General features: G+C 43.1%; 23 protein-coding genes and 1 pseudogene. 17 read left to right on the top strand and 7 right to left on the bottom strand.

Annotation, left to right across the window (positions count from 1 at the left end):
* Positions 1 to 145: 145 nt before the first annotated feature.
* From E0H81_RS16370 to E0H81_RS02005, 3 genes and pseudogenes are all read left to right on the top strand, one after another.
* Positions 146 to 484, top strand: a pseudogene (locus E0H81_RS16370) (hypothetical protein).
* A 54-nt stretch (positions 485 to 538) separates the two neighbouring features.
* Entirely contained in the window at positions 539 to 1,513 is a 975-nt protein-coding gene (locus E0H81_RS02010; protein ID WP_131316103.1) for an RluA family pseudouridine synthase, read from the top strand.
* A gap of 284 nt (positions 1,514 to 1,797) precedes the next feature.
* Entirely contained in the window at positions 1,798 to 2,466 is a 669-nt protein-coding gene (locus E0H81_RS02005) for an HAD-IA family hydrolase (RefSeq protein WP_131316102.1), read from the top strand.
* A 69-nt stretch (positions 2,467 to 2,535) separates the two neighbouring features.
* Here E0H81_RS02005 and E0H81_RS02000 read toward each other — a convergent pair whose 3' ends face one another.
* Entirely contained in the window at positions 2,536 to 2,931 is a 396-nt protein-coding gene (locus E0H81_RS02000) for a hypothetical protein (RefSeq protein WP_131316099.1), read from the bottom strand.
* A 438-nt stretch (positions 2,932 to 3,369) separates the two neighbouring features.
* On the opposite strand from E0H81_RS02000, the gene E0H81_RS01995 reads away from it, so the two are divergent.
* The 5 genes from E0H81_RS01995 (at position 3,370) to E0H81_RS01975 (ending at position 8,989) form a co-directional block, all read left to right on the top strand.
* Positions 3,370 to 4,167: a fumarylacetoacetate hydrolase family protein gene (locus E0H81_RS01995; protein ID WP_131316097.1), complete on the top strand. Its 798-nt coding sequence runs from the start codon at positions 3,370 to 3,372 to the stop codon at positions 4,165 to 4,167.
* A gap of 25 nt (positions 4,168 to 4,192) precedes the next feature.
* Positions 4,193 to 5,107: an acetaldehyde dehydrogenase (acetylating) gene (locus tag E0H81_RS01990; protein ID WP_131316095.1), complete on the top strand. Its 915-nt coding sequence runs from the start codon at positions 4,193 to 4,195 to the stop codon at positions 5,105 to 5,107.
* Between the two features lie 10 nt (positions 5,108 to 5,117).
* The gene (gene dmpG / locus E0H81_RS01985) at positions 5,118 to 6,137 is read left to right on the top strand and encodes a 4-hydroxy-2-oxovalerate aldolase (RefSeq protein WP_131316093.1); all 1,020 of its coding nucleotides are present in this window, start codon (positions 5,118 to 5,120) and stop codon (positions 6,135 to 6,137) included.
* Positions 6,138 to 6,563: 426 nt separating this feature from the next.
* Positions 6,564 to 7,841, top strand: a complete 1,278-nt coding sequence (locus E0H81_RS01980; RefSeq protein WP_131316091.1) for an OprD family outer membrane porin — start codon at positions 6,564 to 6,566, stop codon at positions 7,839 to 7,841.
* Positions 7,842 to 8,131: 290 nt separating this feature from the next.
* A complete protein-coding gene (locus E0H81_RS01975; RefSeq protein ID WP_131316089.1) occupies positions 8,132 to 8,989 on the top strand; it encodes an alpha/beta fold hydrolase in 858 nt (285 codons plus the stop codon).
* A gap of 111 nt (positions 8,990 to 9,100) precedes the next feature.
* On the opposite strand, the gene E0H81_RS01970 is transcribed toward E0H81_RS01975, so the two are convergent.
* The gene (locus E0H81_RS01970) at positions 9,101 to 9,778 is read right to left on the bottom strand and encodes a DUF1345 domain-containing protein (protein WP_131316087.1); all 678 of its coding nucleotides are present in this window, start codon (positions 9,776 to 9,778) and stop codon (positions 9,101 to 9,103) included.
* A 294-nt stretch (positions 9,779 to 10,072) separates the two neighbouring features.
* Entirely contained in the window at positions 10,073 to 10,972 is a 900-nt protein-coding gene (gene hcaR, locus E0H81_RS01965; RefSeq protein ID WP_131267204.1) for a DNA-binding transcriptional regulator HcaR, read from the bottom strand.
* Between the two features lie 281 nt (positions 10,973 to 11,253).
* Here hcaR and hcaE point away from each other — a divergent pair, with 281 nt between their 5' ends.
* From hcaE to E0H81_RS01920, 9 genes are all read left to right on the top strand, one after another.
* Positions 11,254 to 12,621: a 3-phenylpropionate/cinnamic acid dioxygenase subunit alpha gene (gene hcaE, locus E0H81_RS01960; RefSeq protein ID WP_131267203.1), complete on the top strand. Its 1,368-nt coding sequence runs from the start codon at positions 11,254 to 11,256 to the stop codon at positions 12,619 to 12,621.
* On the top strand, positions 12,618 to 13,136 hold the full coding sequence (hcaF, locus tag E0H81_RS01955) for a 3-phenylpropionate/cinnamic acid dioxygenase subunit beta (protein WP_131316085.1): 519 nt from the start codon (positions 12,618 to 12,620) through the stop codon (positions 13,134 to 13,136). Before hcaE ends, hcaF begins: the two co-directional genes overlap by 4 nt.
* The gene (gene hcaC / locus E0H81_RS01950) at positions 13,136 to 13,462 is read left to right on the top strand and encodes a 3-phenylpropionate/cinnamic acid dioxygenase ferredoxin subunit (RefSeq protein ID WP_067722172.1); all 327 of its coding nucleotides are present in this window, start codon (positions 13,136 to 13,138) and stop codon (positions 13,460 to 13,462) included. Before hcaF ends, hcaC begins: the two co-directional genes overlap by 1 nt.
* 2 nt (positions 13,463 to 13,464) lie before the next feature.
* Positions 13,465 to 14,280 carry a 3-phenylpropionate-dihydrodiol/cinnamic acid-dihydrodiol dehydrogenase gene (gene hcaB, locus E0H81_RS01945; RefSeq protein WP_131316083.1) on the top strand — a complete coding sequence of 272 codons (816 nt, stop codon included), beginning with the start codon at positions 13,465 to 13,467 and terminating at the stop codon, positions 14,278 to 14,280.
* A gap of 80 nt (positions 14,281 to 14,360) precedes the next feature.
* Complete coding sequence (locus E0H81_RS01940; RefSeq protein WP_131316081.1) at positions 14,361 to 15,326, top strand: 3-carboxyethylcatechol 2,3-dioxygenase; 966 nt, start codon at positions 14,361 to 14,363, stop codon at positions 15,324 to 15,326.
* Positions 15,327 to 15,331: 5 nt separating this feature from the next.
* Positions 15,332 to 16,558, top strand: coding sequence for a 3-phenylpropionate/cinnamic acid dioxygenase ferredoxin--NAD(+) reductase subunit (gene hcaD / locus E0H81_RS01935; RefSeq protein WP_131316079.1), 1,227 nt, complete (start codon positions 15,332 to 15,334; stop codon positions 16,556 to 16,558).
* A 279-nt stretch (positions 16,559 to 16,837) separates the two neighbouring features.
* On the top strand, positions 16,838 to 17,746 hold the full coding sequence (locus E0H81_RS01930) for a DMT family transporter (protein WP_131316077.1): 909 nt from the start codon (positions 16,838 to 16,840) through the stop codon (positions 17,744 to 17,746).
* Positions 17,747 to 18,059: 313 nt separating this feature from the next.
* Positions 18,060 to 18,998, top strand: a complete 939-nt coding sequence (locus E0H81_RS01925; RefSeq protein WP_131316075.1) for a cation diffusion facilitator family transporter — start codon at positions 18,060 to 18,062, stop codon at positions 18,996 to 18,998.
* Positions 18,999 to 19,075: 77 nt separating this feature from the next.
* The gene (locus E0H81_RS01920) at positions 19,076 to 20,131 is read left to right on the top strand and encodes an MBL fold metallo-hydrolase (RefSeq protein WP_131316073.1); all 1,056 of its coding nucleotides are present in this window, start codon (positions 19,076 to 19,078) and stop codon (positions 20,129 to 20,131) included.
* Between the two features lie 6 nt (positions 20,132 to 20,137).
* On the opposite strand, the gene E0H81_RS01915 is transcribed toward E0H81_RS01920, so the two are convergent.
* From E0H81_RS01915 to E0H81_RS01900, 4 genes are all read right to left on the bottom strand, one after another.
* Entirely contained in the window at positions 20,138 to 20,539 is a 402-nt protein-coding gene (locus E0H81_RS01915; protein ID WP_244926485.1) for a DoxX-like family protein, read from the bottom strand.
* Positions 20,529 to 20,972 (bottom strand): thiol-disulfide oxidoreductase DCC family protein, encoded by a 444-nt coding sequence (locus E0H81_RS01910; RefSeq protein WP_131316069.1) that lies wholly within the window; start codon positions 20,970 to 20,972, stop codon positions 20,529 to 20,531. The genes E0H81_RS01915 and E0H81_RS01910 overlap by 11 nt, the downstream gene beginning before the upstream one ends.
* A gap of 98 nt (positions 20,973 to 21,070) precedes the next feature.
* On the bottom strand, positions 21,071 to 22,591 hold the full coding sequence (locus E0H81_RS01905; RefSeq protein ID WP_131316067.1) for a catalase: 1,521 nt from the start codon (positions 22,589 to 22,591) through the stop codon (positions 21,071 to 21,073).
* A 271-nt stretch (positions 22,592 to 22,862) separates the two neighbouring features.
* Positions 22,863 to 23,531 (bottom strand): TetR/AcrR family transcriptional regulator, encoded by a 669-nt coding sequence (locus tag E0H81_RS01900; protein WP_131316066.1) that lies wholly within the window; start codon positions 23,529 to 23,531, stop codon positions 22,863 to 22,865.
* Between the last annotated feature and the right edge of the window lie 77 nt (positions 23,532 to 23,608).

Raw genomic sequence — 23,608 nt, 5'->3', positions numbered from 1 at the left:
GACAAACGGTGCATTGGATGTGAGTAACTTTCACTGTCATGCAGCTTGAAGATCATCCCTTCATTAAGATAGAGCGTCTTGATACGGAATTATCATCGTATCTTTGCTTTATGTGCAGATCCAATGCATCAACGTTGTAGCCTGAATGCGACTTCAGGGTGCGACTAATCTGATGTGTATCAGTTTACGTTTAAAAACCAACTTTAAGTTGGCGACATATTTTTTAGGGCAGACTGATTTATGTACATAAGTACAATTAAACGCAACAGTTTGCTTTTTTGCCGATATAATAAGCCTTCGGCGTCGGCATATTCTTTAGGGACCTTTCCGTGTTTAATGTGAATAGTCAAATTTAATATTCAGCTTCAAAAATATTGAAGTGATTAAATTTTTTCACACTAACGGTGGTATCCGTGCGCTGACTATATCAAACCTTGCATCATCTGCCTATGGGTTAAGCTTATGTTTCTTGTGTAAAGCATAGCCTAAGTGATCAGTTTTTAATCAATTTTAGTATTTTTTGGGTCATCGTAACTGTATGAATTCTACGCAAGAATGGCAAAGTGTCACTTGGTTTGAAGTTGACGAGCATCAATCAGGCCAGCGCATCGATAATTTTTTATTTTCTCGACTTAAAGGCGTGCCTAAAAGTCGTATTTATCGTTTGATGCGTGAAGGGCAAGTTCGAGTTAATAAAAAGCGGATCAAAGCGGAAACCAAACTGGCCATTGGCGACCAGATTCGCGTTGCGCCGATTCGTTATGAGCCTAAAGATGAAACGCCAGTACCGGTGTCGGACAAAGTCGCTCAAAGCCTGCTCAGCCGTGTGATTTATGAAGATGAAGGCTTGATGGTGGTGAATAAACCTTCAGGGATTGCCGTGCATGGTGGCAGTGGCGTGGCGTATGGCCTGATTGAAGGCTTACGCGCAGCAACCGGGAAGAAATATCTGGAACTGATTCATCGTATTGACCGTGATACTTCCGGTCTGGTGATGATCAGTAAAAAACGCAGCACCTTAAAAACCCTGCAAGATTTATTGCGTGAACACAAGATCAAAAAAACCTATGCGGCGATTGTGAAAGGCAATGTCGTGATCGATCGTCAACTGATTGATGCACCTTTACACCGTTATGAGCTGGCCAATGGTGAGCGTCGTGTATGCGTATCACCGAAAGAAGGTAAAGAGTCTAAGACGCAGTGGAATGTGGCTGAGCGCTTTATGCATGCAACGCTTGTATATGCCTCACCGCTTTCAGGCCGTACCCATCAGATTCGTGTACACGGTTTAAGTATTGGTCATCCTTTAATTGGCGATGAAAAATATGGTCATGAAACTGCATACAAAGGTCCGAAAGCACGTCGTTTATGTTTGCATGCACTGCGTCTGGAAATTCCAGGTTATGAAACCATTGAAGCGCCTTTGCCTGAAGACATGCAAAGTCTGGTGGCACAGTTGCGTGCACAGAAGAAAGATAAAGAACCGGTTTTAACTGATCGTGATGAAGACTGAATAGTCTTCTCTCAAGTAGCGGGACTATTTGATGAATAACTTTGACCTCTCCCTTGCGCTGCTCATCTCCTTACAGGAGAGGGAATGTCACGATAACGAATGAGAGGAATAAATTAAATTTTGCTAAACTTATCTCACCATATTTAATTCGTTCCTTGAGCTTGAAAAATAATAGAAACTCCCTCGTCTTAGGAGATGAGAATCCTCAGAATATATTCTGAGTTCGCAAGGGAGAGGTCAATTTCAAATTGTTATTCACCCTGAATCAAATATTGGATTAATTCATGAAAAAAACTTTAGAACTTATTATCTTTGATTGGGATGGTACTTTATTTGATTCAGTCGGGCAGATTGTTCAAAGCCTGCAATTTGCTGCCAAAGAATATCAGCAACCTTTAACCGAAGACGCTGCAAAAAGCATTATTGGTTTGGGTTTGCCGGAAGTCGCGCAAGTGTTATTTCCAGAGGTGCCGGAATTGCACGCTGATATTTTGCAATGCTATGCGACGCACTATGTTGAAAATTCGAAAAGTGATGCATGGTTTGAAGGTGTAGCTGAGATGCTGCAAACATTAAAAGCTGAAGGCATCAAACTTGCAGTGGCAACCGGAAAAAGCCGTAAAGGTTTGGACCGGGTATTAAGTCAAACCCAGAGTCATGCGCTTTTTGTCGTGACCCGTGCGGCAAGTGAAACCAAATCCAAACCTGATCCACTGATGCTCGCAGAGATTTTGCACCTTACCGGTGTCAATGCTGAAAATGCGATTATGGTCGGTGATACCTCCTATGACCTGGAAATGGCGCAGAACATTGCCATGCCACGTATTGGGGTGAGTTATGGCGTGCATACACCTGAAACGCTGGCACAGTTTCATCCAATTGCCATTGCTGAGGATGTCGCAAGTCTGCACCAGCTATTATTAAATCAGGTGAATTTGAAACAGGCGGTTTAAGAGATATCTGATGCTAAAAGGGTGATTTAAAATCGCCCTTTTTTTATACGTATTAAGTTCTAAATTGACTTACTGGATTCTAAATTTTTGCAGATCAGGTTTGTGGTTGTCCCAACCAGTCCAGTAATTGACTACAGTGACGGTTTTATTTTCAATGCTCATGATTTTATAAAGATTATTACGTGGCGGTGAAATTTCATTGGGACGAATGACTTCAGTCATCATAAAAATCTCTGGTGTAATCCAGGTAATGCGCCATGCATCGCTATTGGAGTCGCCACGGCTACAGTCCATTTCATTTTGCCAGGCAGCAGCGGTCGCTTGAGGATTAAATTTTAGTCCGGCACAACTTGCGCCATTTAAAATGAGATATTTGTTTTTAAGTTGGTTTTGATAACTTTGTGCAAAGCTTGTACTACATAAGGTGCTCAGTAAAGCCATCAATATCAGGGTTTTAATTTTCATTGCTAATATTTTAAGTCCTTGTTTTTAATTATTTAAAAATATCATGTTGATTGAGCAATGAATATATTGTTTTTACTCAAAATATAATTGTCATCTCATCTTTTAGTCGTAGGCGTGATTGATTGTTAAAATGAATCGCTTGTATTGCAGAGTTGATTACTCGGATATCATGAAATATCTAGGCTAAGTGCTTTGTTTCACTTAAAAAATAGAATGCCATTTATAGCTAATAGCTATTGTAAAAAATAAAATAAGTATTGGCATAAAAACCGCATTTTTTAGATTCTAAATCAGTTTATACATATACACGTTTTCCCAAGATGGGCAGCACCCATTTGCTGATGGGTTTGATCATTTGCATAGAATTTTTCTGATTGTTCATTCCATTTCCATCGATCACGGTATAAGTCCAATTTTTTGCAGTTTAAGGAAACATTGATGTCGAATTCTGCTGTTGTTAAATCAGTCGCATTGGCGCTTAGAGAAGCTGAGTTGTCACAAACTGCGATTGCACCGGTTCGCCCACAGTTGGGTGGTGAAAGTGCTGATGTAGATATTGCTTACGCAGTTCAAGAATTAAATACCCAACGTGCCTTAAGCGAAGGACGTCGTTTAGCTGGCCGCAAAATTGGTTTGACTTCAAAAGTTGTACAAGCTCAACTTGGTGTAGATCAGCCTGACTTCGGTATGCTGTTTGCAGACATGTCGTATGGTGATGGCGAAGCTATCCCGGCAGGTCTATTGATTCAGCCTAAAGTTGAAGCAGAAATCGCATTAATCATCAACAAAGATCTGACCAAAGAACATCATACCTATGCAGACATTATCAGTGCGACTGAATATGCCTTGCCAGCGGTAGAAGTGGTGGATAGCCGTATCGAAAACTGGAAAATTACCTTGATTGATACCGTTGCCGATAACGCATCTTCTGCAGCTTTCGTTTTGGGTTCAAAACCGGTGAAACTTGAAAACCTGGATTTGGTGAACTGCAAAATGACCATGACCCGTGGTGATGAAGTGGTATCCACTGGTGTAGGTAAAGCCTGCCTCGCAAACCCGCTCAACGCTGCAGTTTGGCTGGCGGATGAAATGGTTCGCCGTGGTCGTCCACTGTTGGCGGGTGACATCGTATTGACCGGTGCATTGGGTCCTATGGTTGTTGCACATCCGGGTGATGAATTCAAAGTTGAAATTGAAGGCTTTGGTTCTGTTGTTGCTGCATTTGCTGCTGAATAAGTCTGTATTTTAAGAGAGTACGTTAATGAAAAAGATTAAATGTGCATTAATCGGTCCGGGTAATATCGGTACAGATTTGCTTTACAAACTTCAACGTAGTGAAGTTTTAGAACCTGTATGGATGGTGGGGATTGACCCAACCTCTGAAGGTTTGGCGCGTGCAGCGAAAATGGGTTTAAAAACCACTGCTGAAGGCGTAGACGGTTTATTGCCGCACGTTTTAGCAGACAATATTCAAATTGCTTTTGATGCAACTTCTGCTTATGTACATGCTGAAAATAGCCGCAAGTTAAATGAGCTTGGCGTACAGATGATTGACTTGACGCCTGCAGCGATTGGTCCATTCTGCGTACCGCCGGTAAACCTGGAAGCTTTGCTTGAACAGGGTGAATTGCCAAACGTTAACATGGTGACATGTGGCGGCCAGGCAACCATTCCTATGGTGGCAGCGATTTCACGTGTTCAAGCTGTGAACTACGGTGAAATCATCGCAACGGTATCAACTAAGTCTGTTGGTCCGGGTACACGTAAAAACATTGATGAATTTACACGTACCACTGCCGGTGCAATCGAGCAGGTGGGCGGCGCGAAACAAGGTAAAGCCATCATCATTATCAACCCTGCTGAGCCACCACTGATGATGCGTGACACTGTGCACTGTCTGGTTGAAGGTACGCCGGATCAGGCTGCCATCACAGCATCTGTACATGCCATGATCAAGGAAGTCCAAAAATACGTACCAGGTTACAAACTTGTAAATGGTCCAGTATTTGACGGCAACCGTGTTTCAATGTTCCTGGAAGTGGAAGGCCTAGGCGATTACTTGCCTAAATATGCCGGTAACCTGGACATTATGACTGCAGCTGCTGCACGTACTGCAGAAATGTTTGCAGAACGTCTCATCGCGAACCAAGCAGCGCAAGCTGAAGCAGAAGCTTAAGGAGCAGACCATGTCAAAAATTATTATTAATGATATGACGTTACGTGATGGTATGCACCCAATGCGCCATCAAACTACACCAGAGCAAATGGTTGCGATTGCCACTGCACTTGATGATGCTGGTGTGCCTTTAATCGAAGTGACACATGGTGACGGCTTAGGCGGTAACTCTGTGAACTACGGTTTTGCAGCTGCAACAGACGAAGAATATTTAACCGCGGTTATTCCAAAGCTTAAACAGGCAAAAGTATCTGCGCTTTTAATTCCGGGTATTGGTACGGTTGACCATTTAAAAATGGCGCACGATGTAGGTGTGGCAACAATTCGTGTTGCAACTCACTCTACAGAAGCAGACGTTTCTGAACAGCACATTACTGCTGCGCGCAAACTGGGTATGGACACTGTGGGCTTCTTGATGATGGCTCACATGGCGACTCCAGAAAAACTTTTGGAAGAAGCCAATAAAATGGTGTCATACGGTGCAAACTGTATCTATGTGACTGACTCTGCGGGCTATATGTTGCCGAATGACGTAACTGACCGCGTGGGTATTTTACGTGCCAACTTGGCTTCAGAGATCGAAATCGGTTTCCATGGTCACCATAACTTGGGTATGGGCGTTGCCAACTCTGTTTCAGCGGTTCAAGCCGGTGCAACGCGTGTCGATTTGGCTTCTGCCGGTTTAGGCGCAGGCGCAGGTAATACACCACTTGAATTGTTTGTTGCGGTGGCGAACCGTATGCAAATGGAAACCGGTGTGGACTTGTTCAAAGTTCAGGATATTGCTGAAGAACTGATTGTTCCAATGATGCAGCAACCGATTCGTGCCGACCGTGATGCAGCAACTTTAGGTTATGCCGGTGTTTACTCATCGTTCCTGTTGTTTGCTAAACGCGCTGAAGCGAAATATGGTGTGTCTGCACGTGAAATTCTGATGGAATTGGGTCGCCGTGGTACAGTTGGCGGTCAGGAAGACATGATTGAAGACTTGGCATTAACCATGTCTAAAGCACGTGAGCTACAAGCTTAATTTTAAAGTCTTCTTTTAAATTAAGTTTTAAAAAAGCATCCCATTGAGGGTGCTTTTTTTATGGCTAAACAGTTGTATTTATAGATAAAAAAGATCATGTGATATTTAAAATATATCAAAATAATCAATTATTTAAGATGCCTTAAAAGCTGCTTAAACCTAAAAACGATTAATAAAAATAATTTAAATCCAAAAAAGTGAAATTTTCTTAAAAATAAGCACTGCAACAAGGGCTTAAAAATAATGCCATAAAATAAAGCGCAAATATCTTATTGTTTAAAGTTCTTAACAAGAGTTGATGGTGAATCTTAAAAAACAAAAAAGCCTGATGAATGTACTAAATCTTAATACTCTGGTCTGATTTTTTTTGGCTGTATTGTTGAGCATGATGGCGTCATAGCTTAATTTGATTACTGGGAATAGGCCATGCGTCGTCAAACTTTATGGAAAGCCATCTGTGCTGTAACTCTAGCATTAGGTACAACTGCAACGAATGCAGAATTTATCGACGACAGTAATGTCCAATTAAAATTTAAAAACTTTTATTTAGACCGTCAGTATGCGGATCTTCCACAAAATAACTGGGGTTCATGGTCACAAGGCATTACCCTGGATGCAAAATCGGGTTATCAGGATATCGGCGCTGGCATTCAGGTGGGTGCAGACCTTTTGGTACAGCATGCATTTAAATTGAATGGCCGTGACAATAATCCTGACTGGGTTTTACCGCATGAAGGACCGGGCAAAGGGCAAAAAGATAATTTTGGTAAAGTGGGCGCGACTTTAAAAGCCAAAGTTTCACAAACTGAATTGAAAGTGGGTGAGTTATTACCGGTATCTCCGGTATTGGTCTTCGATCCATCGCGTCAGTTGCTGACGACTTTCAGCGGTGCGTGGTTAGAGTCTAAAGACATTAAAGATACTAAATTGACCTTGGCTTATATTGATAAGATCAATAACCGCTATGACAACCAGTTTCGTGATTTGACTTTATTTACTGCACCAAATAAACAACTGCCAAATAATAAAATGGGGCATTTTGATAATGGTCCAGCATCTGACGGTATGTGGATTGCCGGAGTAGATCATCAATTCAATAAAGAGATTGGTGCAAGTTACTGGTATGCAAATGTTCAAGATATTTACCAGCAACACTATGTGGGTTTAAATCACAGCACAACATTAGGTGAAAAAACCAAACTCACCAGCCATGCACGTTACTTTGATAACTCAGAATCAGGCAACAAATTATATGGCGACATTGATAACCAGGCATTATCTGCAGGCGCAAAAGTCAATTATGGCCCACACACAGTAGGTTTGGGTTATCAGCAAATGTTTGGTGATTCAGCATTCCCTACATTGGGCGGCTGGGTACCACAGCCTTATCTTGTAAACTGGGGGGTAGCAACTTTCACTGCTGTTGATGAGAAATCAGTAGGCTTAACTTACGGTTATGACTTCTCTGAACTGGGTGCAAAAGGTTTAAATGCGACTGCAGTCTACATGATGGGCTTTGATGCTGACACAAATGGCAAGGAAAACCAGGATTCGGATGAGCTTAATCTAATCGTGAACTACACAGTGCCTGAAGGTCAGTTGAAAGGTTTAGGCTTCCAGGCGATGTATATCGATGCTGACTTCGATTATAAATCTGACCTTAAGGAATATCGTGTAGCGACAACCTATACCTATAAGTTCTAAATCATTGAATCAAAAAAGAGCGCCTGTTGATCAGTCGCTCTTTTTTTTGAGCTCACAATATTTTGGCTTGAAATACCTTAAGCAAATTATGGGTATGATTTTATTTTAATTGTATAAAAACAAAGACATAAATAATCGTTTTTTTATAGGGTTTGATCGTAAATTTGTATCAGTTTGCAGGTCTTGAACGGTTAATATAAAGCTGTAAAAAGTCATTTTAATGAGTCAACTTGACGTCGAATTCTTGTAATAGAGGGACACGCAAGCTAAAGACTGTAAGAGGAATCAATATGAGCACTGTTCAAATCCCTGACTATCAAACAGATCCATTCTTTGGCTTAGAAGACAAATGGATTGAAACCGCTGAAGGCGAGTTGACGCATTACCACGAAATTGGTGAAGGTACACCTATTCTATTTTTACACGGTTCAGGTACAGGCGTATCTGCTGCTGCAAACTGGTGGTTAAACTTGCCACAAATTGGTGAGCAAGCGCGTTGTATCGCAATTGACACCATTGGTTATGGTCAAAGTGTGGTTGCGCCAAACACTGCTTACGGTATCCGTGCTTGGGTTGATCACGCAATCCGTACTTTAGATGCTTTAGGTATCGAAAAAACTTGGGTCGTAGGTAACTCTTTGGGTGGCTGGTTAGCATTCCAGATGGTACTTGATTACCCTGAACGTGTTTTGGGTATCGTGTCTATGGGTACTGGCGGTGCGAAACAGACTGCTGCACTTAAAGCGCATGCAAATCCTGTGCTTACTGAAGAAGGGATCAAGAAAACCCTGTCTATGTTTGTCGTGAATAAAGACTTGATCACCGATGAACTGGTGAAAGTACGTTTTGATTCTGCAGCAAATGACTACGCATCAAACCGTTTGATGGATGTGGTTGGCGCACGTGACCGTGACCGTTTCGAATTCCCGCTTGATTTCGAAAAAATGAAAGAAATCAAGGTTCCTGTACTTTTGATTCATGGCGTACAAGACGTGGTCATTCCTGTATCTCGTTCATGGGATATCTTGAACATTGTTCCACATGCTGATGCACACATCTTCAGCCAATGTGGTCACTGGTCTCAAGTTGAAAAATCTGAAGAATTTAATACTGTAATTAAAAATTATTTAACAGCTCGTGGTGTTTAATCCAGCTGCCCAAATAAAATGAAAAGAGGGTGACGAAAGTCATCCTTTTTTTATGTCTTTAATTAAGGATTAAAGACTCATAATCAAGGATGAATAGTTAAGGGCTAATCGTTAAGGACTAATAAAGTTAGCCGTCACATTGATGCTGATGGCTAAAATAGTGGTATTAAATCCATAGGCCAATAGCAGATGTAAAGTAAGTAACACCCGCATAGGGCGGGAGGTGGTAGATACATCTGCGGTTTGCGCCGAGGTTCCGACCACGTAACTAAAATAAATAAAATCCGGATAAGTCGGGTGTGAGGTCTTGGGGAAATCCAGGCCGCCATCTTTGTCTTTTTCCAATGCCAGATAAAAGTCATGCGCATAGTGAATGGCAAAGATGGTATGCATAAAAAACCAGGCCGCAATCAGGGTCAGAATGGACAAGCTTAACTGACCGATTGGAATGGCAGAATCTTTGGGCAAATGATTAATTTCAATCACGATGGCAATGAAGCAGATGACTAAGGTCAGGATCACTAAAAATAGAATCAGCCATTTGCTGGCATCCTGTTGTTGCGCGCGCTGCAAAATATGGTCGTGCTCTGTACGCCACAGTTTTCTTAGGGTTAGCAATAAATAGCCATAGATCGCGATATTCCAGCTGATTAAAAGACAGGTAGACCAGCTCCATGGGGTGAGCAAATGAAAAAAATAATAGAAAACAGCGATTGCCGGGAAGATAAAAAAGAAATAGGGGTGATATCGGACACCGGTTTTTATCCGATGCAGCGGCTGAATTTGCATAATCTTGCCTATAGTCATTATTTGGTTATTATTTTTTACAAATATTTTAGAAAGATTGGGCGGGACTTATTAGACTTAAGTTGTAATTTTTTGATTATGAGATATTTTTATAAATGATAAAAATATAAGTTATACGTTATTTCCCATCATGAGCGGCTTTAAAATGGTGATTTTTTATAAGACTTCAGTCTAATGTGGTAGAAAAATAATCAAAATGGACCAAAAAAACACACTACTATTTACCAAGAAAATAATGGTGTGTTCAATTGGAAAGCTAAAGTTGTAAAAAAATGATCAATCGCGATTGATATTCAGATAAAACACACGGGTCAGTAATTCAATAAATTTCTGCACAGCCACAGAACTGCTGTTTTTATGGTAACTGACATAGAGGTCGAGGTAAGGAAGCTCAACATCTAGCGTGCGAATGACAGAATTACTTGTGGTCAATGGAGCAACATAGCCCGGTAAGATCGTGCAACCTAAGCCCATACCAATCGAGTTGATATTAAACAGAATATTGTCGGCTTTTTGCACAATGTTAAATTCAATCCCATTGGCTTTGGCAAAATCCAGAATCGCATTGTGTAGCGTCAGAGACTGTTCGGCAGCAGGAATAATAAAATCGATGCCATTTAATGCCTTCACCGGAATGCGTTCATACTTCGCCAAAGGGTGGTTTTCCGGCAAAATAAAGATAAGTGGTTCACGTAAAACAAATAAACTTTCTATTTCATCACTATTGGAGTTGTGGCGGGTAAAGGTGACATCCAGTTCACCTTTTTTCAACATTTTCATTTGCTCAGTATTGTTTAAGCTGAGCAATTCAATTTTTAAATCAGGGTTTTGTACACGTAAGTTCGGGAGTACATAGGGAAAAATCTTCATTTCCGCCACAGGTACAAAGCCAATACGCAGCATTTGCTGTTTGGCTTGCGAGACTTGACGCGCCATGGCAATGGCTTTGTCTGCCTGTGCCAAGGTCAAACGGGCCTGTTCTAGAAATACTGCACCTTCTTCCGTGAGTTCAACTTTTCGCTTGGTACGATAGAGCAGCTGCACGCCTACATCTTCTTCAAGGTCTTTGATTTGCTGACTTAAAGAGGGTTGGGCGGTATAGAGCTTTAACGCAGCTTTACTAAAGTTCAGTTCTTCTGCAACGGTGACAAAATATCGAAGATGTCGTAATTCCATATAACCAGTCCCATGAGTAATCCAAAAAATGTCTTACTATAATTTGATGAGAGTATAATCTATAAACAACTATTCCGTGAAGATGATTCTGCCATTTAGAAAATAAATGGTCTTGCATTTTTCATGAACATTTTAATATAAGAAAAATGGCTGCTAATAATCTCTAAAATATCTTAATTGAAACAAAAAAAATATTTCACTAAAAGCCGCTATAAAACCATCATCCACTAAAAGTTGAGTCTATTTACTTTGTGACAGAGTACGTCACAGGAGAGCTTCTCATGAGTGGAAAAATTGATGTGCGCGAAATCGACGCTTTGGTCGATGCACAAAATGGTCGTATCTCGCCATATATCTACACAGATCCAGATTTATATGAATTAGAGCTTGAACGCGTTTTTGGCCGTACTTGGTTATTCCTTTGTCATGAAAGCCAAATTCCTAAAGCGGGCGACTTCTTCAATACCTATATGGGTGAAGACCCAATTATTGTAGCCCGTCAAAAAGATGGCTCAATCAAAGCATTTTTAAACCAGTGCCGTCACCGCTCTATGCGTGTGAGCTTCGCAGACTGTGGTAATACGCGTGCATTCACTTGCCCATACCACGGCTGGTCTTACGGTATTGACGGTTCACTCAAAGACATTCCATTAGAAGAGCGTGCATTCCCGCAAGGCGCATGCAAAGAAAAATGGGGTCTGGTTGAAGTTAACCGCGTTGAATCTTACAAAGGCTTGATCTTTGCTTGTTGGGATGAAACCACACCAGATTTAATCGAATACATGGGTGATATCGCCTGGTATCTTGATGGCGTATTAGACCGTCGTCCGGGTGGTACTGAAATCATCGGTGGTGTGCACAAGTGGGAAATCGAATGTAACTGGAAATTTGCAGCTGAACAGTTTGCATCTGACCAGTATCACGCATTGTTCTCTCACGCATCTGCGATCCAGGTTTTGGGTGCAAAACCAGATGACGAAGGCTCTAAGAAATTAGGTGCTGCTCAAACTGCCCGTCCAGTTTGGGAAACCGCTAAAGACGCGATCCAGTACGGTTCACGTGGTCATGGTTCAGGCTTCTTCTTTACTGAAAAACCAGATGCAAACGTATGGGTTGATGGTGAAGTTGCCAACTACTTCCGTGAAACTTACGAGGAAGTAAAAGAGCGTCTAGGCGAAACACGTGCTTTACGTCTTGCAGGTCATAACAACATGTTCCCGACCATGTCTTGGTTGAACGGTACAGCAACACTTCGCGTATGGCACCCACGTGGTCCAAACAAAACTGAAGTGTGGGCATTCTGTATTGCCGATGCTGAAGCGTCTCAAGAAGTGAAAGAAGCGTTTGAACGTTCTGCAACCCGCGCCTTCGGTCCTGCCGGTTTCCTTGAGCAAGATGACTCTGAGAACTGGATTGAGATTCAAAAAGTATTACGTGGTTATAAAGCGCGTAACAACAAACTGATTATGGAAATGGGCTTGGGTAACGAGAAAAAACGTGAAGATGGTATCCCGGGGATTACCAACTACATTTTTTCTGAAACTGCAGCACGTGGCCTATACCGCCGTTGGGCAGACCTGTTGATCCATGAAAAATGGGAAGACGTAGAGAAAGCCGCTGACGAATACGAGAAGGAGCTAATGAAATGAGTCAGATCAGTTTAGAACTTCATCATCAAATTAGTCAGTTTCTCTATCGTGAAGGCAAAGCACTAGACGACTGGAAATTCCGCGATTGGCTGGACATGTTGGCAGAAGACATCTCTTACACGCTACGTACCACGCCAAATGCACAAACCCGTGACCGTCGCCGTTCAATTGAGCCACCGACGACTTGGGTATTTAACGACACCAAAGACTTGCTCGAACGTCGTGTTGCGCGTCTAGAAACCGGTATGGCCTGGGCTGAAGAGCCTCCATCACGTACCACTCACATGGTGAGCAACGTGATTGTAGAGCCGACTGAAGTTGAAGGCGAATATGACGTGTACGTAACGTATTTGTTATACCGTACGCAAAAAGAGAAAGACGTAACGATTTACTGTGGTAAGCGTCACGACAAGATCCGTAAAGTTGAAACTGATTTGGGCTTCCAGATCTTCAACCGTAAAATTACGTTAGATCAAGTGACCTATAACTCACATAACCTGAGTGTATTTTTCTAATGAATAAGATTTTTGTTTGCCAAGTTGACGAATTGGACGAAGGCGAAGCGCTAAAAGTAGATTGCGGCGTAAATGGTATTGAAGCGCTTGCAGTGTTCAACAATGGCGGAGAATTCTTCGCCATGAATGACCGTTGTTCACATGGTAATGCTTCTATGTCTGAAGGTTATCTTGAAGATGATGGTACGGTTGAATGCCCATTGCATTCAGCACGTTTCTGCTTGAAAACAGGTGAAGCTTTATGTCTACCTGCAACTGATCCAATCAAGACTTTCCCTGTGATTGTTGAAGATGGTCAATTGTTCGTAGAAATGGCAGGAGAGTAATCATGGGCTGGCTACAAGGCGAAGTTGCACTTATTACCGGGGGCGGTTCAGGCTTAGGCTGGGCTTTGGTTGAACGTTTTCTTGAAGAAGGGGCACAAGTTGCGGTTCTTCAGCGTTCACAATCGAAAGTCGATGCTTTAAATGAACACTTTGGTGGTCGAGTTCTTGCGATCGCTGGTGATGTTGCCAACTATGAAGACAATGTCCGTGCTGTTCAAGCCACCGTTGAGCGTTTTGGTAAACTTGACTGTTTCGTGGGTAATGCAGGCATCTGGGATCATTACGCTGATATCGTGAATACCTCTGGCGAGCAGCTGGAAAAAGCCTTTGATGAAATCATGGGCATTAACACCAAGTCTCTTATTCTTGGTGCCAAAGCTGCGCTGGACGAGTTAGTGAAATCTGAAGGTTCAATCATCTTCACCTTGTCTAACTCTGCGTTGTATTCAGCAGGTGGTGGTCCAGTTTACACCGCATCTAAACATGCCGGTGTGGGCATCATGAAAGAGCTTGCCTACGAGCTTGCACCGAAAGTGCGGGTCAATGCAGTTGCGCCATCTGGCATGAATGTGAATATCAAAGGTGCGGCGTCACTCGGTCAGGAAAATCTTGGTCTGCTTGATGCACGTGATCCTGAGAAAATTGCCCGTGGCATGCCACTGAATTTCTTACCAGAACCTGAAGATATGACTGGTTCTTATGTATTGCTGGCGTCTCGTGCCAATAACCGTCCGCTGACTGGTGTTTTAATTAACGCTGAATGTGGTTTGGGTATTCGCGGTTTACGTCAGCCGCGCGCAGGCTTCTTTGAAGACTAGGTCTTTAAAAGATTAAAGCGTTTAAATACAAAGAACTATACTCGGCAGCCTTTTGGCTGCCTTCCGTTTAGGAGTCAAACATGGCCGTTAAACTTATTTGTGCTTCACACAGCCCATTAATGGAATTTGCTTCGCCACAACGTGCAGAACAGGAAACCAATGTTCGTGCCGCGTTTGAAAAAATGGCAGCTGAAGTCAAAGCCTTTGATCCAACTTTAATTATTACTTTTGGACCCGACCATTTTAACGGTTTCTTTTACGACTTAATGCCAAGTTTCTGCGTGGGTATTCGTGCCACAGCCGCAGGGGACTGGAATTATGGTGCAGAGAACAACAAGATTAACGTGCCTGAAGATACTGCGCTTGCCCTGGTGCGCCGCGTATTGGATGAAGGTGTAGATGTTGCTTACTCTTACCGCATGCAGGCCGACCATGGCGTGACTCAACCTTTGCATTTCCTGTGCAGTGGTCAACTCGATCGTTATCCAACGATTCCGGTCTTTATTAATGGTGCCGCAGCGCCTATGCCAACCACCAAGCGTACCGTAGCTTTAGGTCGTGCGATTGGCCAGTTTATCAAATCTTTAAATCTTGAAAATGAACGTGTTCTTATTTTAGGAACAGGTGGTCTTTCACATGATCCACCGACACCGCAAATGGGTTCAGTTCCACCTGCAGTGGAAGAATTCCTGATTTGTGGCCGTAATCCTAGTCCTGAAGCACGTACAGCACGTCAGGAAAAAATTATTGCAGTCGGTCAAAAGCTGGCAGCAGGGGATACCTCTGTAGCCGTGCCTTTAAATGCTGAATGGGATATTGCATTGCTTGAAACCTTCAAGAATGCCGATTTCGCAGCAATTGAAGCCATGACTGAAGCAGACATTCGCCGTGAAGGTGGCCGTGGTGGTCAGGAAGTTCGTTCATGGATTGCCGCATTTGCAGCACTGTCTGAATTGGGCGAATACGAAATGACCACCCAGGTCTATGAAGCAATCAGTGAATGGATTGCAGGCTTCGGCATTGTATCTGCAGAATTAAAAGGGTAAAGCACATGAGTAACATCGAAACCATCGTTATTGTAGGTGCAGGTCAAGCCGGTGCCAGCGCTATTTTAGAACTTCGTGGCAACAAGTACGAAGGCAAAATTATTCTTGTAGGCGATGAAACTCATCTGCCTTATGAACGTCCGCCGTTATCTAAAGATGTGATTCTTAAACCTGAAGATACCAAAATTGAAATCCTGTCAGAACAAAAACTGGCTGATTTGAATGTTGACGTGATTCGTGGCAATGGCGTGGTGAAAATCAACGCTGAAGATCACAACGTGGTTCTAAAAAATGGTGAAGTGGTTGCCTACGACAAATTGCTTCTTGCAACCGGTGGTGCAGCGCGTCGTTTGCCAAACTTCGATGCTTTGGGTAAACACGTTTACACCTTGCGTAACCTTGAAGATTCTCAAGCGCTGGTTCCTGTACTTCAAGCCGGTCGTCGTTTAATTTTGATTGGCGGTGGTGTGATCGGTCTTGAACTTGCATCATCTGCACGTTTCAAAGATTGTGATGTGACTGTGATTGAAATGGGTCCAATGGTGATGGGCCGTTGTTCACCACGGATCCTGAGCGAATTTTTGCTTGAACAGCACCGTGCCAAAGGTGTAGATGTTCGTCTTTCAACCCAGATTGCCGGTTGCCGACTTGATGGCGAAGAAGTGGTGGTAACTTTGGCTGATGGCGAAGAACTTCGTGCTGATGCTGTGGTTTACGGTATTGGGATCGTACCCAATGCTCAGCTTGCAGTCGATGCGGGTCTTGACGTTGATGTTGCGGTTAAAGTCAACGAGAACTGCCAGACCTCAAATGCTGATATTTATGCAGCAGGCGATGTAGCCACCCAAATTCGTGACTGTGGTAATCACCGCCGTGTCGAAACTTGGGAAAATGCCAATCTGCAAGCCGGTATTTTTGCGCGTCACGTGATGGGCGTTGAACATCCAAAAGCCAATCCAGCGTGGTTCTGGACAGATCAACTGGATATCAACTTCCAGTTCGTCGGTGATATGGCAGCGGCGCAATGGCTGGTTCGCGGTGAAATGGATGTAGCCAAAGGTGCAGACAATTCATTCGTGATGTACGGTGTGACTGATGGTCAAATTGTTGCCGGTATTACTGTTAATGCTGCGAAAGAAATGCGTCATTTGAAAAAAATGATCAGCAAAAATACCGCTTTTGAAGCTGAAAAGCATTTAGATTTGGCACAAGACTTACGCAAAATTGCTTAAATCTTGCTGAACTATTTATGGACAGACCTGTGCTTTGCATAGGTCTGTTTTTTTATGGTTGTTATAATATTGAGATCACAACCATAAATCACATTATGAATTTAAATACCTTTGCGCAGGTGTTTTTTACTTTTCGAAGATGATGAGAAGTACTACTTCGCAAGATGTTCCTATATCCCCGTTTAGCAGCGACATTCCTGTCGCCCTTAGTATTGTTGATAGTGGATTTGAACAAGAATTTAGTTCAACTCTCCCTAATAAAATTTAATTGAGTTATTTATGAATTCAAATTCATCTTCCATGCTGGTCACGGCAAGTATCTACGCTTTACTGGTCTTGATTTGGGCGACGACGCCACTGGCGATTGTCTGGAGTGTGCAGGAAATTCACCCGATGTGGGTGTTGATCATCCGTTACTTCGGGGCATCCATCATTGCGCTGTTTTTACTCAAGCTGATGCGTGATCCCTTGCCATTCGATCATACCTCGATGAAAAGCTATCTGGCAGGCAGCTTAAATTTAATTGGCGCACAGCTATTTATCTATCTTGCAGCCAATTATCTGACCTCAGGTTTAATGGCACTGATTTTCGGTTTTTCACCTTTAATTGCCGGTTTAATTGGACACGTCATTTTAAAAACCCAAAAGCTGATCGGGTTGCAATGGCTGGGTATGGCGATTGCCGTTTCCGGTTTAAGCTTCGTTTTTGCCGATTCAGCAGACAGCAAGATCAATCCGATTGGTGTGGTGTTAATGCTGATCAGTATGGTGTCCTATATCAGCTCGATCTTTTGGGTAAAGCAGATTAATGCGCCTTTAAGTCCAATGTCACAAGCCACCGGCTCTTTGATCATTTCAGCGCTCGGCTCCTTGTGTTTATTGCCCTTTATCTGGCAGCACATGCCGACTCAGATGCCGGGTATGCAAACCATGATTGGTTTTGTGTTTACCATGATCATGTCATCCATTGTGGCGATGCTGTGTTACTTCTGGCTGATTCACCGTCTGGCAGCCTCTACCGTGTCGCTGAGTAACGTGATGACGCCCATCATTGCGCTGGTACTGGGTGCAACTTTAAATCATGAACATATCAGTCCGAATGCTTTCCTCGGCATTGCAGTGGTGATGTTCGGGATTGTGATGTATTTCTGGAAAGAATGGCGCGAGCAGTATTTTTCCAAACTTTAAATCGGGAATTTGAACATGAAAGGAAACTTGGCTTCCTTCTTTGATTCTTAAATTCGAAATGTAAAATCGGGTAGGGATTCTATTCGCGATCGGCTTTACAGTGGTTCTTCGTCTTAAAAATTGAATGGCTAAATCTGATGTCATGATTCATGGCCGGGATATGCCGATGCGCCTTGCCTAACGATTCGCCATTTAAAGCAGGCAACAACAAAATGTAAAGAATTTATCAGCGTAGTTTAGTTAATATGAAAATTGGATATACAGAAAAATCAAATAGATCTATTTGATAACAATAAATTTAGGACAAATTTGAATGTCTGATTCGAATAAAGTGGTGGTCTATGCTGCGCTGGCAGGCAATTTGGCGATTGCCTTGGTCAAGTTCATTGCTGCATATATTACCAATAGTTCGGCCATGCTCAGTGAAGCCATTCACTCGGTGGTTGATACGCTAAATGAAATTTTATTGCTCTATGGCATGAAAAAATCACAACAGCCGGGGGATGTTAAACACCCCTTTGGTTATGGGCGTGAACTGTATTTCTGGGCGTTTATTGTGGCGCTGATGGTGTTTGCACTGGGTGCAATCGTGTCTATTTATCAGGGCATACAACATGTGCGCCATCCTGAAGAAATGCTCAATCCCACCATTAATTATGTGGTGTTAATTGTCGCGATTCTTTGTGAAGGGGCTTCCTGGCTGGTTGCCTTAAAAGCTTTTCGTAAAGTGAAAGGCAAGGAGGGATATTTCGAGGCTTTTCGACGCAGTAAAGATCCGACCACATTTACCGTATTGTTTGAAGATACCGCAGCTTTATGTGGCCTGTTCATTGCCTTGATCGGGATTTATTTAGCCCACAAGTTAAATATGCCAGAGTTGGATGGGGTTGCTTCCATCCTGATTGGGATTGTATTGGCGGTTTCGGCGATTTTGCTGGGACGGGAAACCAAGGGCTTGTTACTGGGTGAAACGGCGGCTCCTGAGTTACGTAATAATATCTTGCTGATTGCCCAGGAAGATGTCGCTGTACTCTCTGCCAATGGCGTGCTGACCGAGCAGATGGGCGCCCATCAGGTGATTGCATCGCTCAGTCTGGAATTTGAAGACAATTTAAGTTCAGATGACATCGAAGCCTGCGTCAACAGAATTGAAGCGAAAATTAAACAGATTCATCCTGAAATTGTGGCATTGTTTATTAAACCGCAAACTAAAAAAGTGTGGTTGGAACGTATGAAAGGACGTTTGGAATAAAAAACGTGATATATATGGCGCAATATTCAAAATATCGGATTTTGAATATTTACGTCACACTAAGAAATTGAATGTACATGAAGCAAAAGCCCGAGCAATTACACTTTCGACTCCCGACTAAAGAATGCTGGTCACATACCTGGCGTCAGCCTTCATTTCAATTTATGCATTCGAATCATCATGATGGTGATCGATTCTTTAATGCATTACCACGTCCTTCGGGGCGTGGCCGTGCAGACCTGATCAAATGGCTGCTCACCCGTAAGTCATCGACCTGGAATGTGGATATTGATAAAGAATATGCCGAATTCCATGCCACTAAACGGGCGATTCCGCAAGACCGTCCCGAGGCCAGTATTGATGACTGGCAAGTGTGGTTTGTTGGGCATGCCACGGTGCTGCTACAGATTGGTCCGTATAACCTGCTCACCGATCCGGTGTGGTGCGAATATGTCAGTCCCAAGCAGGGCAAGGGTCCGAAACGGGTCATCCCTGCCGGGATAGCTTTAGAAGAGCTGCCGACCATCCATGCGGTGCTGCTCAGTCATAACCATTATGACCATATGGATCTGGCTACCTTAAACTGGTTGCATGACAAATTTGCCATGCCGATTTATACCGGACTGGGCAATTCATGGTATTTACCAAAAAGTTTCCACGTGCTGGAAATGGACTGGTGGCAATCGTCTTTATTGCATGACTTAAAAATTATTTATACCCCGGCACAACATTTTTCCGGCCGAGGCTTGCGTGATCATAATCGGGCACTGTGGGGCGGTTTTTCAGTGCTTGCTGGAAAAGATCATTGTTTCTTTGCCGGAGATACTGGCTATGCACCGCATTTTAAGGAAATTCAAAACCGTTTGGGTGCACCGCGTATTTCATTGTTACCAATAGGTGCTTATGAACCGCGTGAACTGATGAGCTATATGCATATGAATCCGCAGGAAGCTTTTCAGGCGCATCAGGATTTACATTCAAAATGTTCGCTGGCGATTCATTATCGAACCTTTCAACTGACCGATGAAAGTCGTGAACAACCGGAAATCGATTTAAAAGTGGCAATGAAGAACAGCTCAAAGCTGATGAATCCTTTTGTCTGTATTCGTGAAGGACGGCGTTTGGTGGTCTGATTTTTTTTAAGCTTGCTGTTGGCTAAGCTTGAAAAGTTGAATGGCAAGCATTGAAATGACGATCATGGCAGTATTCATCACCACTGGATTAAATGCAGTGCTGAGCTGTATGGGATCTGTAAGCATAATCAGCAGTAATAATCCACTCAAGCCGACAATGTTCAGCTGATGGAGGAAGACTGCTCTTTGCCAAATCAGAAAAGTACAGCCAAACATGATTTCAATCAGGCCAGATAGAGCAACACACATTTTTGCCAGAGGCAGCTCTAGGCCCATGTTCTGCCAAATGGTGATTTCCGCAGTCGACTGAAACAGTATTTTAGGGATTAATCCCTGATAAATCCAAAGTCCAGCCAGTGTGATTTGAATCAGCCGAAGGGGCTGATCTAACTGAAGCTTATGATTCACGGATGGCATAATCCAGAAAATGACTTTTATTTTCAGCGGATGGAAGCAGGCAGTTATCGGTGGTTCCAAAAAGTTGATAGCGATTTAATGCCACACGTCTGTAAAGAAAATCCCGGATAAAACGCGGTATCAGATAACCTGAATTCATGAGGGAAAATGGCAGTCCGAGATGCTGCATGACTTTAAGCAGCGCAGTGGATTCCGTATAAAGTTGCCCATCTTTAATCACCAGCATCGTGCTGTAATGCTCGGTCGACATCGCATAATATTTTAGGATTGCCTCACCTAAAGGGGATTGTGCGGAAACCAGTTTAAATTTTGCAGGTTTATCGTATTTGATTAAAAATTTGGCCCACCCATTACAAATCACGCAAATGGCATCAAACAAAATAATGTCATATTGCTGAATGATATCTTCAATTTTCTGCTCCATTTTTAATACTTCTTTTTTTGAGTTCTCTTTAATATATCTTTTTAAATGAATAAAAAAACCACCCGAAGGCGGTTTCTTCATGAGCTTAAATTAAAGGATTAAAGCCAGCCCGGATTGTTTTGACCTGGATCAGTTGCGCGCGCAGCTTGAGCATCAGCAACAGTCATGCCCAAAGCTTTTGCTACGCCTTCGCCATAGGCAGGATCACAGGCATAACAGTTGCGGATATGACGGTATTTGATGAAATCTAGCGCATCGCCCATCGCACCCGCGGTGTTGTTAAACAATGCCTGCTGTTGTTCAGGGGTCATTAAATTAAACAGGGCACGTGGCTGGCTGAAATAATCCGCATCATCTGCGCGGAAGTCCCAATGTGCTGCATCGCCGGAAATTTTCAAAGGCGGTTCTTTGTATTCAGCCTGTTCCTGCCATTGGCTAAAGCTGTTTGGTTCGTAGTGCGGCAAACCGCCATAGTTGGCATCGACACGCCCTTGACCATCACGATGGTTAGAATGAACCGGGCAACGCGCGGCATTGACTGGAATTTGTTGATAATTCACACCCAAACGGTAACGCTGCGCATCGGCATAGTTAAACAAGCGTGCCTGCAACATACGGTCTGGAGAAGCACTAATCCCCGGAATCAGGTTGCTTGGCGCAAATGCCGACTGTTCAACATCCAGGAAGAAATTTTCCGGATTGCGGTTTAATTCAAACTCACCGACATCAATCAGCGGATAGTCCCCATGTGGCCAGACTTTGGTTAAATCAAACGGATGATACGGCACTTTTTCAGCATCGGTTTCCGGCATGATTTGAACTTGCAGTTTCCATTTCGGGAAATCACCCTTTTCAATGGCATCAAACAAATCACGCTGGTTGCTTTCACGGTCTGCTGCAACGACGGCTGCCGCTTCTGTATCGGTCAGGTTCTGAATACCTTGTTGAGTACGGAAATGGAATTTGACCCAGAAACGTTCATTATTGGCATTAATGAAACTGTAAGTATGGCTACCAAAACCATGCATATGACGGTAAGACTTTGGAATACCGCGGTCTGACATCACAATGGTCACTTGGTGCAAGGCTTCTGGCAGCAAGGTCCAGAAATCCCAGTTATTGGTGGCACTGCGTAAATTGGTTTTCGGGTCGCGTTTCACCGCTTTGTTCAAGTCGGGAAATTTGCGTGGATCACGCAAGAAGAACACCGGGGTATTGTTACCGACCAAGTCCCAGTTGCCTTCTTCAGTATAAAATTTTAAAGAAAAACCACGGATGTCACGTTCAGCATCGGCTGCACCACGTTCGCCTGCAACGGTGGTGAAACGGGCGAACATTTCGGTTTTTTTACCAATTTCAGAGAAAATTTTCGCGCGGGTATATGGGGTAATGTCATGCGTTACGGTAAAAGTACCAAATGCACCTGAACCTTTGGCATGCATACGGCGCTCTGGAATCACTTCACGGACAAAGTTCGCCAGTTTTTCATTCAGCCATAAATCTTGGGCAAGTAGCGGACCACGTGCACCTGCCGTCAAACTATTCTGGTTGTCCGTAACCGGCGCGCCAAAAGCAGTGGTGAGGTGGGAGACGGGACATTTTTTAGGGTCTTGGCTCATTGTATTTCTCCAGTAGGAGCAGCAAGGGGGAAGCCGGTCGCGTTATGGAATTTCAACGCTGTGATTAACCGTTTTATTTATCCAGACTTACAGCATAGCCATTTCAGTTCATCTGTCATTTGCCAATACATTCATTTTCCATGAAAATTAAAAGCTTAAACAGGAAATGAGTAGCGATAAACAACGTTCTTGATGGTTAAAGACTGTAAAGCGCAGCCTCAATAAAAACAAATGGATTAATCTGCTGTTGCTAAAAGGAATATTCGATCATTCAAATATCTGGCTTTCTGCTCACCTCATGAGAAATCACAGCCGGATTCAGATTGCCGACGAAAGATTGCGCAGCGGCTAAAATATCTTGGGTTAAACCCTCCCAGTCTTTGAAATGACAATTGACAAGCAGTGTTTGAGAAATGAATCCATAACTGATGCGATGCAGGTTTAATGCGCTACGTTGTCGGAGCTGTTCTTGTTGAATAAAAGGTTTCAGAATGTCATTCCAGAGTTCTGTCATCAGCTGATAATGTTTTTGATAGGCATCCTGACTCGACACTTGCCGTTCCAGTAAAAATGTCTGCGCCCATAAAAATTGCTGAGCCTGAATCTGCTGAATCTGAAAATGAACGATCTGCTCTAAATAATCTTCCAGACTTAAATTTGTGGATAACCTGATCAGACTTTGTGCATAATTTTTTAAGTTCTCGGCATTGTGTTTTACCTGCCTGTGAATGGTCAGCGCGATCAAGTCTTCCTTTTTTGAAAAATATTCATAGAAAGTGCCCAAACCCACACCCGCCAGATCGGTAATTTCCCGAATAGTAATCTCGTCTGCATTGCGTTCATACAAAAGCCGAACAAAACTTTCCTGCAAGGCTTCCTGAGTCAGCTTTGCTCTGGATTGACGCGGCTTTCGACGTGCTTGGACTGCTGAAATTTTCATATAAGAAAGCCGAACATCCTGTGGCTATTTTTTCTCTATACTGAAGTGAAACGCCCAGAACAACAAGCAGGAAATTT

This window comes from Acinetobacter terrestris, assembly GCF_004331155.1.
GTDB classification, from domain to species: Bacteria; Pseudomonadota; Gammaproteobacteria; order Pseudomonadales; family Moraxellaceae; genus Acinetobacter; species Acinetobacter terrestris.
The sequence above is the reverse complement of the archived record's forward strand: the minus strand, read 5'-3'. Positions and strand labels throughout refer to the sequence as shown.